We start from the raw sequence: 13,762 nt of genomic DNA, 5'->3' as shown, positions 1-13,762 counted from the left end.
CTCCATAGCGGCGACCGACCACGGAGCTACGACATGAGCCACACCCCTTACCACCACGCGCAAATGACACAGTCCCTGCCCGGCTGGAGCAAGGCGCTGCACAGCGAACACGCCAGTCGCATCCTGGCGCGCTTGCGCAAGGACTATCAGGATGCCGAAGGCAATGCTTACCCTTGGTACAGCCAGGCAGACCCACTCACCCGTCAGGCCGTGCAGCGCGCCATCGCCACTCGCGACGCCAGCAGCAGGGCCCTGCAGGCTGCGCTGAGCGACTTGCAGGGCGTCACTGCGTTCTGCGCCCCACTGCTGCAAAAGCAACTGGGCATCGACACCCCGGTCACTCAGGCGCAATACGTTTATCAAGCCACCGCCGTCAGGCAACCGGACGGGATACCGAGTGGCCCTGTAGTACCAGGTGAGCTGGGCGAGATCGTACCCAAAGGTGACCCGCAGTATCGCAGCCTGCTCGAAGCGGCCCTGCACAATTTCGAAGGAACTGCCGATACCACCCGTTTCAGCCGCCTGCAGCACGGCCGCCAGGACATCAGGCCAATCGCAGGGATGTCAGTGGCGGGGTTCATCGACCAGTGCCGTGCGCTTGACCTGGGCCAGCGCTACCAGCAGCACCTTGACCAGGTCTACGGCGGTGCAAACAAAGCCGAGCTGCAGTCACTGGCCATCACCGCACGGCGTGGCGAGTTCCGCGTGCAAACCCGTATTGCGGCCTGCAAAGGCCACCTCAGCCACGCCAGCGCTTTCGCGCTGCATGGCCTCGGTGCCGAAAACGCCGACCCCACCTATCAGGGCCGCCCCCTGCGTTGCTGGCAGCTGCAATTGTTTGGCATCCCGATCCACGAACTGCTGTTCATCGCGCCCACGCAAAACCGCACCCATGACCCGGTATTTCTCTACAACCCGGCAGATGGCGATGCGCTCAGGGAATTTGCCTCGCTGGGCGATGCACGCAAGTACCTGCGCCAGCAACTGCTGCAGGACGACTACCGCAAGCGCTTCGTCGCCCTGGCGCTGCAATCGCAACAGGCAGCGTTGAACCAGCAGCTTGAGCGCGCCCTTTACAGCAACGCCGACCAGGGAGCGCAGCGGCAACCTCGCAAGTCGATACATCTGGAGTCCATCGACAGCACCTTGCCAGATGTCCCTTGGGCACAGCTGGAATCCCGCCATCTTGTACGTCTGCGGGCCGATGCTCGCCAGGTGGCGGTTCCCACAGAAGATGTTGACGCCAGGGTACGCTTGCAGAACATCGAATACTGGCTGGACCTGGGCATGACCGTGCTGAATGTCGCCGCCATGGTCGTACCCTGCCTGAACCCGATCATGCTGACCATCGGCGCCGCGCAGATCATGGGCAGCGTGTTCGAGGGCATTTCAGCGTGGGAGGAAGGTGACAATGAAGCGGCTGTGGCCCAGCTTGAGTCGGTGTTGCTGAACATTGTCACAGTGGCTGCCATGGGCGGCGCCACCATAGCGCTGAAGGCCTCAGGATTCGTCGATGCCATGCAGAGCATCGTCAAGGATGGCAACGACTACCTGTGGAACCCCACGTTGAAGGACCGTGCAAGCCCGGTATCGATTGCCGAACACCTTGAGCCCGACGCACAAGGCCGTTACACGGTAGACGGGCGCCACTACATTCGCATCGATGGTGTTGTCTACGAACAGGTGCATGAGCGGGGCCAGTGGCGCATCCCCCACCCACTGGCCCCACAGGCTTATCGGCCGGTAGTGCGCGAATACGGTGCAGGCGCATGGCGCGCAGAACATGAAACGCCGCTGGAATGGGATGACGTGTATTTGTTGCGCCGCTTAGGGCCAATCAGTGACGGCCTGACTGACGAAGCGCTGAAGGCAGCGCTAGCGTGCTCCGGTGTGCAAGGCGACGAACTTCGCCAAACCCAGGTTGCCGCACAGCAACCGCCTGCCTTGCTGGCCGATGCACTCGACCGCCTTAGCGCACGGGATCAGCTCAGCCCTGCCGATCGAGCCCACCCCCTGGCCAGGCAGTTTCCGGGGCTGCCGGGGCGCGCCATCCGGCAGCTCATGGCCAGGACCTGCGCCAGTGAGCGCCTACGCCTGGCCCAAGGCAGGGTGCCTTTGCGCGTCGCCGAAGAGGCCCGGCGGCTTCAGGCACATGCCCGCTTGAGCAGGGCCTTGCTGGGGCTGTATCGCCCTGACCTGGCCACTGCCGACAGTGAAGTGCTGGATGCCGCACTCAAGGCCGAACACCCTGAGCTTGATCCTCACCAACGGTATGAGGTGGCGATTGCCAACCGGGCGCATGCGGCACGGCTGATCGGGCAGCAACCCATCAGGCCGGGCTACCGTTCGCCGATGCGCCTGGCCGATGGCCGCCTTGGCTACCCACTCAGTGGAAGGCTGCCTTGGACCAATACGGCAAATAGACGATTGCGGGCACTGTACCCCAGCCTGAGCTCAAGCGAGCGCAATACTTTGCTCGGCCAACTGCGCCAGCGCGGTGACGTAGCGGCGCAGATCAGGGCGCTGGAAACCGAGCGCAACAGCCTCGACAACACACTGCGTGACTGGACGAGCCAGGGTAACGAGAACCAGCGCAACGCACGCAACGTGGTGCGAGACCTGTTCAATGCCGCCTGGCGCCGTGACGACCCCGACAGCCTGACACTGCAAGGCCTGGAAGTCGACGCCCTGCCATCACTGCCGGCGCGCTTCGATCACATCACCACCCTGAACATTCGCGCTATCGGCATCCGTCAGATACCTGCAGACTTCTTCCAGAGTTTCCCCTCGTTGCGCGCCCTGCGCCTGGCGCAAAGCCCAGAGCTCGATTTCGACGGCCTGTTCCGTGCACTGGCGTCCACCCCGCAACTGGAAGAGCTGGACCTGGGCAACAACCAGTTGGGCAGCCTGACCGACGGGATGCGCCAACACCTGACCGGCCTGACCCGCCTGCGCCGGCTGAGCCTGCGTCTGAACAGGCTGCAGCTAAGCGAAGCCGACCTGCAGACCCTTGCACAGCTTCCCCTCGAATACATTGATCTGGAGTACAACCACATTACGCTGAGTGATGCCTTGGCAGCACGATTCACCGGCCTGCACCAATTGCGCGGCCTACGCTTGACCAACAACCCGCTGGGTCAGGCCCCCGACCTGACCGGTCTGACCCGCCTGACCAACCTGCAACTGCGCAACTGCAGCCTGCATGAGTGGCCGCGCGGCCTCACATCACTGATGGCGCAGGCCGACCTGCAATTGCGCCACCTCAGCCTGAGCTACAACCCGATCGCCGAGGTGCCGGACCTTAACCAGTTGCTGACCAGCCCCTTTGCCGATGCCCTGCGTGCAAACCGCGATGCCTTGTGGGACTTCAACGAAAACGACCTGGATGCCAACAGCAACCGCCGGCTACGCGCGGCCGGCGTCGAAGTGCACAGCGACGATCAACTGTCGGATATCAGCGAGGAGTTCTGGCTCGTGGATGCCAGCCCAGAACAGACACAGCTCTGGAACGAATTGTTCGAGGGCGATGCAAACCGACATTTACGCGATGTCATCGAACGCGTGACTCGCTCGCAGCAAGCCGAGCAGGATTTGCGCGGGCTGAGTAACCAGGTCTGGCGGTTGCTCGAACAGGCCGGGCAGGATGAGGCGCTGCGCACCCATCTGGACAATGTCGCACAAGACTACCCGCCTACCTGTGGCGACGCCGGTACCGATGCGTTCAGCGCCCTCGAAATTGAAGCACAGGTGTTCAGCCAACTGGCCCAGGAAGCAGAGCGCCCCGCCTACCTGTTCAACTTTTTCAGAACCCTCTATCGCCGGGAAATGGTCAACGCGCTGGGCGAACGGATCCAGCTCGCTCGACTGGCGCGCCAGGCACGCTTGCTGGAGCTGGAGCGGCTACCTGCCCAGGCACAGCCCGCAAGGCTTGATGTGCCTGCGCTGGACAGCCTCGACGAGCTGAGTGACAACGCCCTGCTCACTGGCGGGACGGACCTGATCGAAATACGCCTGGCCTTGCGCCAGTCACTGGCAGTGCCACTCGACTTTCCAGAAACCAGCCAAGGCATGCTGTATCGCCGCGAAGCGATGATTTCGACACGGGTGGAAAGCAATGTCGAACACGCCGTCCGGCAATTCGACCAAACCGCCACAGAGCGCAGGGCATGGGTTGCGCGGCAGCCCAGCTGGCAACGTTACCTTGCCCAGCACTTCGCCAGCCAGTTCGCCACGCTCGATGAGCGGTGGTACCAAGGCATGCAGTACCTGGACTATTGCCTGGACGCTGAAAACGAAGCCGTCACTTCGCTGGATGGTACGGTATTGCAAGCCATCGGCGAGGCGCTGCCCGCGCCAGCGTTGGACGGCAGTGGTCAATTGCAAAGAATGGACCTTGGCAGCCAGGCTTACGACCTGGCCAGCCGGCGCCTGAACGCCGGGCGTGAGCAGCAGCGCGAAGCGTTGTTCGAAACGCTTACCCGCCTGCAAGACCCGAACAGATAGCGCCCTACTGCCCGCGCAGGTCTTCGAAAAAGGCCTGTCTGCCATCCACTTGGCTCGACGCCCGTGGGGCCACCGCGGCATCGCCGTTGGCGGCCTCCACATGCCAGTAGCAGTGCTGCACCGCGCGGGTCACCGCCACATAGGCCAGGCGCTGCACCTCTTCCTTCTGCGCCGTATCGAACGCCTGCGCATCACCAGCCTTGCCCAAGCCGGCTTGGCGATACACCTGATTCTTGTACGGCGAGCTGGTCAGGTACTGGCAGTCGCCCAGCATGAACACCGCATCGGCCTGCAGGCCCTTGGCACTGTGGTAAGTCAGTTGGCGCAGCCGACGCTGTTCGGCCGGCAGCGCCGCGTCGGCGTGCAATACGCCTTGCAGGTGCTCGGCCATCAAGGCCCTGTCGCTGCCTTTGCGGTACAGCATCATGACCGTCTCACCGCGCTGGTAATGCTCGATCAGCGTTTCGCCCAGGGCGGCCTCGTCACGGTCGAACACCTTGACCGGCGAGCCGGGCAGCTCGGCCGCCGGGCCACTGGCACGGGCTTTCTTGCCGGCAATCGCTGGGGTGCCCTTGACCAGGTGCTCCGCTGCGTCGATCACCTGCTGCTGGCAGCGATAGTTGTCGACCAGCATTACCCGCGTATTGGCCGGTGACGGGAAGGCCTTGGTGAACTCCATGAAGTACTTGGGCGAACTGCCACGCCAGCCGTAGATCGACTGCCAGTCGTCACCCACGCACAGCAGCGACGAATGCTGGGCGTGGCGCCCAGTATGCATGGCCGGGCCGCGTCGGCGGATTTCGGCGAGGCTGGCACGCAGCCAACTGACGATCTGCGGCGACACATCCTGGAACTCGTCGATCATCAGGTGCGCCAATGGCCGCAGCAACGGGTCGGGCAGCAGTTGCAGGTTTTCCGGGTTGTTTTCGCCGAACAGCGCGAACATGCGGTTGTAGCTCATCACCGGCGGCGACTGGTCCAGCAGGTGCATTTCCAGCGCTTTCCAATACAGCGCCAGGGCTTCGAAGAACCGTGCATCACTGTCGCCGGACGGGAAGCTCATGGCCGCCACCGCGTTGTTAACGTCCAGGCCAAGGTTCTCGATGAAGTTGGCCGCGCTGACGAATGCATCCAGCAGTGGCGCCGGGGCCAATTCACCCTTGACCTTGTACTCGAAGCCGGGGCCAGCCACCGCATCGCCTGCCAACGATGCGGCCAGGCGCCGGGCCATGGCGTAGTTGTCCAGCCAGATCAGTGGCCTGTCGCAGAAAGCCTGCAACAGCGTGCGCTTGACCGCCCACTCCGCACGCACTGCCAGCTTGGCGCCAGGGCGCTGGTACTGCGCGCTTTCCGCCGGGTCGAAGCCCAGCACCACCAACGGCCCCTGGCTTTGCAGACGGCCATGCACATGAAAGCGGCTGCCACGGATGTCGACGGTTTCGCGGCAGGGTTCGATGCCCTTGATCGGCCAGGCACCGGCAGCGAACCACAGGTCCTCGATCACGTCGCACAGTTCATCGTCGCGCTGGGCCGCCAATTGGGTTACCTGGGCGCGCTTCTGCACGTCGGGGTTGTTCGGGTCCAGCGGTTTGAGCTGCAACGCTTCGCTGCGCAACAGGCCTACCAGCTCGGCAAAACGCGGGCTCTCGCCCAGCAAGCTGCTGTAGCACTGGTTGAGCTGCTGGCGCTGGGCGTCGTTCAGGCGCAGATCGAACGGGTTGCTGTCAGCCTCGGCTTCACGCCCTGCAGGCATCTCGTTGCCCAGTGTTTCGAATGCTCGCACCTGGCCGAAGCCCGGCAGGCTGCGCACCAGCGGCAGGATGCGCGAATGGAAGGTGCGCACCAGCTCGCGGGCCTGCACCGGTTGCAGGTTGATCTGCCACAGGGCGAAGACCTGCAACAGGCGCTTGATGAAGTCCTTACGCGACTCGCGGGTGAAGGTCACCACGGTCATTGCATCCAGCTCATAGCCCAGGTAATGGCGTAACAGCAGGATGCGCAGCACCAACGATGTGGACTTGCCTGCCCCGGCGCCTGCCACCACGCAGGTGGAAGGGGTGTCACTGAAGATCAGCTTCCATTGCGCGGCGCTGGGCTGCGCCTCGGTAGGCAGGCGCTGGGCGACATCCGCCTTGAAGCGCTTCTTCAGCTCGGCTGTCAACGGCAGGCGCCAGTCGTCGAACAGGTTGTCGTCCTGGCCAGGCACAGCGGTTGTGTCGGGGCGCGAATCGCGAATCACCAACACCTGGCGACCAGCCTCATAGCCAGTGGCGTGGCCGAGGGACCAGGAGTCACGGTGCTGGGCCTGCAAGCGGGTCAGGCCACGCCCCAGCAGGCGGGCGACCAGGCGGCGAAACCAGGGCAACTGGGCAGGAGGGGTAAGGTCGGCGAGGGCCTGGGGTTGCTCGTGGGCCACGGTCACTCCGTTGAAAATCAAAACAACGGGCATGTTCGCCGCATCGACGAAAAATCGCCAGCGAATGCTTGCAGATCAGTGGATTAGGCGATGAAGCGCATAACGCTTGGCAGCATATTCAATCCAATAAATAGATTGTTTTAAGCCGATATTTACGCTTATTTTCGATGTTTCTTTAGCGCATCATGGCGTCATTCCACTGTTTCAAGGAGCACGATCATGCTGCAACTGCGACCCTTCGAAAGCCTCGGCCACGCCAACCATGGCTGGCTTGACGCCCACCACCACTTCTCCTTCGCCGAGTACTACGACCCGGCACGCATGCACTGGGGCAACCTGCGGGTATGGAACGACGACCTGATTGCAGCCGGCAGTGGCTTCCCGCCGCATCCGCACCGCGACATGGAAATCATCACCTATGTACGTGAAGGCGCGATCAGCCACCAGGACAGCCTGGGCAACAAGGGCCGTACCGAAGCCGGTGATGTGCAGGTGATGAGTGCCGGCACCGGTATCGTGCACAGCGAGTACAACCTGGAAGACGTCGATACGCGCATTTTCCAGATCTGGATCGTGCCGGAGCGCACCGGTGAAGCACCGCAGTGGGGTAGCCGGCCGTTCCCCAAAGGCGAACGTGGCGAAGGCTTCGTGACCTTGGCCAGCGGCCGTGCCGGTGATGAAGACAGCCTGCAGATTCGCACCGATGCACGGTTGGTGGCGGCCACCTTGCGTGCGGGTGAAACCGCCGAATACCGCTTCGATGCCGCACGCCGGGGTTACCTGGTGCCGGCCAAAGGCCTGGTCGAGGTCAACGGGTTGCGGGCCAAGGCGCGCGACGGCGTGGCGATCGAGCAGGAAGCAGTACTGCGGGTGACCGCCATCGAAGACAGCGAGATTGTGCTGGTGGATGTGGCCTGACGCCCAGCGACCTGCGTTGTTTGTAGGAGCGGCCTTGTGTCGCGATCGGGCTGCGCAGCAGCCCCAGCACGCTCTGCAGCGCGGCAGAAACCGAGGGGCTGCTGCGCAGCCCGATCGCGACACAAGGCCGCTCCTACAGGGACCACGCAGGCTTAGAAGGGCAAGGTCAACTTCAACCAGTAGGCATCGCCTTGGGCGCGGTTGCGCACTTCGGTTTCCTTCGACCACTTGGCCGTCACGAACCAGCCATCCTTGCCGCTGTACTTGATCGACGGCCCGATGGCAAAGCTGCGGCCTTTGTTGTCTTCGATGCGCTCGCCATCCAGGTTGTCGTCAGTCGTCTGCCGGTAGTAGTACCCCCCTACCCCCAGCACCCAACCATTCCCAAGCCCCCACCCCACGGCATAATCCACATGAAATTCCTGCCCCGAGCGGTAATCGGTGGCTGGGTTGCGCCGGTTGAAGTCGTACATCACCTTGGCATCCAGGTTGAGCCCCGCCGGGTCGACATAGCTCATCGCATACACCGGCTCGAACACCCAGTAGTTGCGCCCTGGGTTGGCCAGGTCGTTTTTGTCGTAGCGGCCGGTGGGGGCAATCATGTCGAAGGCCAGGATGCTGTGGAACTTGTCGCTGTGGTGAAAGCCCAGTGCCGGGCCGAAGATCACGTCACCCAGGCCACTGTTGTGCTGTGACTGGCCATTGAGCGAGACCTTGACGTCCACCAGCGGCACGATGGCATGCAGCGCCAGGCTACCGCCCAGCAGGGTGTAGTCACTCACCCAGATCAGCCGGGGGACGATGGCGTTGGCCCGCACGCGAAAGTCCACCGGCAGTTTGCGCCCGTCGTTGCCACGCAGGTTGTCTGCTTCATAGTGGTTGACGAACAGCTGGCCATAGAAGCCCGGTGGCGGCATGGCGCCGGACATGTAGTTCTCGGCCCCCAGTGGATACGAGGTGCCACCCCCTTCGGTGGCATGGGTCAAGTTGGCGGCGCCGAACAACGAGGCACACACGGCAAGGCGAAGCAGGTTCGCTAGGGTCGGGTTCATCGGGTCAACCTTTGTTGTTGTTATCGGTCGGGTGCACGCCGCCCCCCCGCGTTCGGGGCGCCGGGCTTGAAGGTGTTCAGATGCGTTTGAACAGGGCCGAACGCTGGCCTTCGGCAGTACCATCGGCAGCGCTGTAGAAGCGCTCCATGAAGATGTCGCGTTCGAACAGGCGGCCTTGCATCAGGCAGGTGATGGCCGCATCGATCATGGGTGGCGGGCCGCACAGGTAGGCCTTGTGACCGTTGAAGCGGCCATCGAAATGCTGCCTGGCCGCGTCGTGCACATAGCCGCGCACACCTTGCCACTGCTCGTCCTCAGCAGCCTGGCTAAGAGCAGGCACGTAGCTGAAGTTGGCATGGCGCTCGGCCAGCGCCTCGAACAGCTCGCGGTTGTACAGTTCAGCTCGAGTACGGGCGCCCTGGAACAGTGTGATGCGCCGGGTATCGCCACGCGCCAGCAAGTCAAGAATCATCGACTGCGGGCTGGAAAGCCCCGAGCCGCCAGCGATGAAAATCAGGTCACCCGGCTGTGAGCCGCGCACGAAGAACTGCCCGTAAGGGCCCGACAGCGCCAGCGCATCGCCCACCTTGAGCTGCTGGTGGATGTACCCGGTGGCCACGCCGCCTTCTACCAGACGCACGTGCAGTTCCACCTCGTCGGCCTGCTGGGGCGGGTTGGCCAGGGAAAACGCACGGGAGCCTTCGATACCTGGCAGCTGCAAGTTCACGTACTGCCCGGCCTGGAAGGCCATCGGCCGGTCGAGCTTGAGGTGCACGCCGCGAATGGTCGGCGACAGTTCCACCAGCTGGGTGACCACCGCACGGTAGTCCTGCACCGGCAGGCCGGCGAAGTCCGGGTCGACATCGATGTCGGCCTCGATCACCAGGTCACTCTGCGGGATGGCGCAGCAGGCCAGCACCTTGCCCTCGTCGCGTTCCATGTCCATCAGGGCGAAGGACGATGCAGCGCCGAGGTCGACTTCGCCTTCCAGCACCTGGCATTTGCAGGTGGCACAAGTGCCGTGGCCACAGGCAAACGGCAGCCAGACACCCTGGCGCAGGGCGGCTTCCAGGATGGTCTGGCCCTCCTCCACTTCGATCTGCTCACCGGTAGGTTCGATGGTGACTTGATAGCTCATGGCGGCATTCCTCAGTTGTGGCTGCCGCCCAGGCCTTCGAGGCCGGGGGTGTGCAGGTGCAGCAGGCTTTTGTGGGCAACACCGTTGGCGGCCAGGCCACGGGCCAGGTCAGGCGTGAACGGCTGCTCGTCAAGGCGCCAACAGGCGGCGGCGAAGTCGACCTGTGCAGCGTCCGGGTGCAGGGCAATGGCCGGCTTCACCACCTGCTCGATGAAAGCGGCAAAGGGCAGCGCCGGGTCTACCGGCAAGGTGAACGGTGCGCAGAACAGCAGGTGGTTTTCCCAGCACAGGTACACCAGCTGGGCGCCGTGGAAATTGGCCTGGCAGTCCAGGGGTTGGGCGGTGTAGCGGCCGATGGCGGTCACGGGCATGGCGTTGGTCCTCTTGTTCTTGTGAAAACCAGGGCGCAACAAGCGCGCCCTGGCAGATCGGCACTTCAGACAACCTTGCGTTCGGCACCCTGCAGCGCCTGCCAGCGCTGCTGTTCGGGCGAGCCCTGGTACTCGAAGTTGTCCTGGCCGGGGGTGATGTTGTAGTAGTCGCGCACCACCGACTCGACATCGCCGCCCCCGCAGTTGCCCTGCAGGATCTGGTGCACCGGCAACCAGGCCTGCACGTACTTGTCCGGCTCGAAGGCGAAGATGTCGCAGCAGCCATCGGAGCAGAAGTGGTAGCGCTCGCCCTCGTGCACCAGGCTACGGTGGCTCAATTGCGTCGGCGCATCCGGCTCGGTGAAGGCCAGCGGGATCTGGCAGATCTGGCACAGCATCGGCAGCGTCGGGTTGTAGAAGCGCTCACCGCGCGCCTGCAATTCGCGCCAATGCTCGTAGCGCGGGCGGTAGTAGCGGTCGAAGGTGTCCGGGTACTTGGCCGACAGCCAGTCCAGTTCTTCGTCGGTAGGGATCCAGGTGTGGAAGTTGGTGGCCTGGCTGTACTGGTAGAAGATCGACCAGGCCTGGTGGCTGATGTGCTCTTTGCCGATGGTGGTCTGCTCGACGTATTTCGGCGGGCGAATGCCATAGCGTTCCAGGTCCTTGAACAGCGCGCCGCCGGCCTCCTCGAAATACACCTCCCAGGCTTCGGCCCAGGACATCACTTTGTTTGGCAGCATGTAGTCCATCATCATGCCGACCAAGGTCAGCAGCCGGTAGCCGCGCCAGAACCACTTGTCGATCCAGCGTTGCACGATAGGCACGTTGTCCTCGTGCTGCTCCAGCAGGAACTTGATCACCTCCAGGCCCAGGGTCATGTGCCGGGCTTCATCGGACTGCGCCGAGAAACCGAAGGTGACCGTGGCCATGTCGCCGTTGAATGCCGCACCCGACATGAATGGCACGAACAGCAGGTTGGTCAGCACGTACTCGAACGAGAACGAAATGGCGGTAAGGAACTCGAACGGGCCCGCCGTGCGGGCATCCTCGAAGAACGACTTGGGCACCGACAGGAACCACACCCGGTCGTGCATGTGGGCAAAGTCATGCAGGCCGTTGAAGTGCTTGTTGTAGTGGCTCATGGCGTGCACCTGGGTCTGCACGTGGCGCAGCTCGTCGATGGCCTGCATCTGGCAGGCCACCCGTGCGCCGGCACCGCCAAAGTGCCGGCCAACCCGGGCAAAGCCCTGATAGGCCTGGTACTCCAGGGGTGTGACGCCACTCAGGAACAACTTCAGGGCGTTGACATAACGGGCGTCGGAAATGTTCTGGTGGCCGTTGTTCTGGGCAAAGGCATCGAAGATGGCGTACAGCTTCTTTTCTTTTTCGGCCTGGTACTTCCAGTAGGCGTCCATGGTCAGGCGGAACGGGTCTTCCCACTTGTCCCAGTCGGTGATCTTGATGCCTTCGAACCGCTCGTAGGGGTAGATGTCTTCCTTGCTCTGGTAGCTCGGCTCCCAGCCCAGGTCACGGGTCAGGCAGCGGTACTTGTCTTTCTGGTTGAGGCGCTTGGCGGCCATGGTGGTCTCCCTCGTTCTTGTCGTTGTGCGGATCAATTCCAGTGCAGGGCGAAGCAGTCTTCGTCTTCCTCGACGTTGCCGCCGAGGGTGATCACGTCGATCAGCATTTCCTGCACGTCCCATTCACGGCCAAGCTTGTCTTCCACCGTGGCGCGGTGAATTTCCAGGCGCCCTTCGGCCTGCACGCGGATCATCGCCGGCTGGTGCTGCACCTGGGCATGGGGGTTGTCCTGGGTGATGGCCTCGACGATGTAGCGGGCGCTGTCGTTGTCCTGGAAGGCGATATAAACGAGGGAAGTCATGCGGCATCTCCACTGAGGCCGAGTTTTTTCAGGCGTGCGCCGAAGGCACTGTCACAGGCATCCAGCGCGTCGCGGCCGGGGCCGGCCTCGGCCAGTGGCAGCAGCGCTTGCACGGCGCGGCCGCGCCATTGGCTGACCCAGCCCTCGATCAACTGACGGTTGTGCGGGCTTTCGGCAACCACGGTCTTGACCAGGGCATCGACCCAGCGCTGGCTCTCGGCGAACCACAGGCGCATGAACTCGGTGAGCATGCCCAGCTGCCCTGCCTCGGCGGCCACCAATTGCGCGTCGAAGTGCTCGAACAACAGCGGGTACAGCAGGCCATCGCTGACCAGGTTCTGCGCCAGGCTCAGCTCGAACCAATCGCGCAGCACCAGGCTGTCCTCCACGTAACGGCGTAGCCCTTGCCAGGCTGGCTCGTCCAGCCAGCGCTGCTTGGCTTCGGCCAGCAGTGCCAGGCCGTCGTCCTCCAGCAACAGCCCCATGCGCGACAGATATTGGGCAATGGCCAAGCGGTCCATGGCGTGGAACATGTGCATCTGGGTGACGCTGGTGCCGAACGCGTCGGCGGCGATGCCACTGTTGTTCATGTTGGCGCCCAGTTCGGCATGGCGCAGCGGTAGCAACAGGCGCGCGATCAGGGCGCGGGTTTCGGCAGGCAGGCTGGCCAGCAGTTCGCGTTTTTCGCAGAAGGCAAAACTGTGCTCGGCGTTTTCCTGCATGCGGGCCCGGGCCTGCACGTAGGTGCCGTAGTAATACTGGCGCGGGTCGCTGACGGCGTACCAGTCGGCCATTTGCACGGCAGTGCGGCTGGGGTCGTTGAGCAGCTTGTCGGGCTGCCACAGCGGGCGGTAGTGGAAGTTGCTGGCGGCTTCGATGTCGAAGCTGGCTTCCTGATAACGGCTGGCCGGCTTGTCACCGAAACGGCGGCGGGTGTGGCTGAAGGTCTGGCGGATCGGCTCGACCGTGGCCGTCTTGATCTCGATACTCATGCAAGGCGTCCTGTACTTGTTGTTGTGGGGATGCAATGCGCCGGCAAGCGGCGCTTCACTCGTCCGCGTCGCGGCTTTCGCCATAGCGCCACTTCTGCATGTCGGCATCGACGGCAGCGGCCATCGCGGCATCCATGTGGCGCACTCGGTTGCTGGCGCAGAAGCTGGCGAAGGCAGTGCGCGGCAGGACCAGTTCGACGAACAGGTCCGGGTAACCGATGGCGAAGTCGAACTCGACAAAGGCCGCATCCGGTTCGCTGCGTACGCGGACGTAGCGCGGCATCTGTTCGAAAGAAGGGGTGGCTGAGGTCATGCGCTGGTGCTCCGGCTGGACGTGCCAAGGGCTAGAGCAACGGCTGTGCCAGGCACTTTCAAATCAAATAAAAATTCATTCAACTCATTGTTTTTTATGAATTTTAATTTCTACTGACGCTAACCGGACGTGGCCCTGCCCGCACACAGAAGCCTGCTCGTTTGATCATTTGCTCAA

10 protein-coding genes are annotated in these 13,762 nt (G+C 63.1%); 2 read left to right on the top strand and 8 right to left on the bottom strand.

Going from position 1 to position 13,762, the window contains the following annotated elements; genetic code table 11:
- The first annotated feature begins 33 nt into the window (after positions 1–33).
- Positions 34–4,503, top strand: a complete 4,470-nt coding sequence (locus Q9451_RS13945) for a DUF6543 domain-containing protein (RefSeq protein ID WP_071984465.1) — start codon at positions 34–36, stop codon at positions 4,501–4,503.
- A gap of 4 nt (positions 4,504–4,507) precedes the next feature.
- Here Q9451_RS13945 and Q9451_RS13940 read toward each other — a convergent pair whose 3' ends face one another.
- On the bottom strand, positions 4,508–6,952 hold the full coding sequence (locus Q9451_RS13940; protein ID WP_012272924.1) for a UvrD-helicase domain-containing protein: 2,445 nt from the start codon (positions 6,950–6,952) through the stop codon (positions 4,508–4,510).
- Between the two features lie 186 nt (positions 6,953–7,138).
- On the opposite strand from Q9451_RS13940, the gene Q9451_RS13935 reads away from it, so the two are divergent.
- A complete protein-coding gene (locus Q9451_RS13935; RefSeq protein WP_012272925.1) occupies positions 7,139–7,837 on the top strand; it encodes a pirin family protein in 699 nt (232 codons plus the stop codon).
- A 152-nt stretch (positions 7,838–7,989) separates the two neighbouring features.
- On the opposite strand, the gene Q9451_RS13930 is transcribed toward Q9451_RS13935, so the two are convergent.
- The 7 genes from Q9451_RS13930 to Q9451_RS13900 form a co-directional block, all read right to left on the bottom strand.
- Positions 7,990–8,889 carry a transporter gene (locus Q9451_RS13930; RefSeq protein WP_012272926.1) on the bottom strand — a complete coding sequence of 300 codons (900 nt, stop codon included), beginning with the start codon at positions 8,887–8,889 and terminating at the stop codon, positions 7,990–7,992.
- Positions 8,890–8,965: 76 nt separating this feature from the next.
- Positions 8,966–10,027: a phenol 2-monooxygenase domain-containing protein gene (locus tag Q9451_RS13925; protein ID WP_012272927.1), complete on the bottom strand. Its 1,062-nt coding sequence runs from the start codon at positions 10,025–10,027 to the stop codon at positions 8,966–8,968.
- A gap of 11 nt (positions 10,028–10,038) precedes the next feature.
- Complete coding sequence (locus tag Q9451_RS13920) at positions 10,039–10,398, bottom strand: phenol hydroxylase subunit P4 (protein WP_012272928.1); 360 nt, start codon at positions 10,396–10,398, stop codon at positions 10,039–10,041.
- 65 nt (positions 10,399–10,463) lie between these two features.
- Complete coding sequence (locus Q9451_RS13915; protein ID WP_012272929.1) at positions 10,464–11,978, bottom strand: aromatic/alkene/methane monooxygenase hydroxylase/oxygenase subunit alpha; 1,515 nt, start codon at positions 11,976–11,978, stop codon at positions 10,464–10,466.
- Positions 11,979–12,010: 32 nt separating this feature from the next.
- Complete coding sequence (locus tag Q9451_RS13910) at positions 12,011–12,280, bottom strand: MmoB/DmpM family protein (RefSeq protein WP_012272930.1); 270 nt, start codon at positions 12,278–12,280, stop codon at positions 12,011–12,013.
- Positions 12,277–13,272 carry an aromatic/alkene monooxygenase hydroxylase subunit beta gene (locus Q9451_RS13905; protein ID WP_012272931.1) on the bottom strand — a complete coding sequence of 332 codons (996 nt, stop codon included), beginning with the start codon at positions 13,270–13,272 and terminating at the stop codon, positions 12,277–12,279. Before Q9451_RS13905 ends, Q9451_RS13910 begins: the two co-directional genes overlap by 4 nt.
- Positions 13,273–13,327: 55 nt before the next feature.
- The gene (locus Q9451_RS13900) at positions 13,328–13,585 is read right to left on the bottom strand and encodes a phenol hydroxylase subunit (protein WP_012272932.1); all 258 of its coding nucleotides are present in this window, start codon (positions 13,583–13,585) and stop codon (positions 13,328–13,330) included.
- Between the last annotated feature and the right edge of the window lie 177 nt (positions 13,586–13,762).

The sequence above is a fragment of the Pseudomonas sp. NY8896 genome (genome assembly GCF_039634505.1).
The sequence above is the reverse complement of the archived record's forward strand: the minus strand, read 5'-3'. Positions and strand labels throughout refer to the sequence as shown.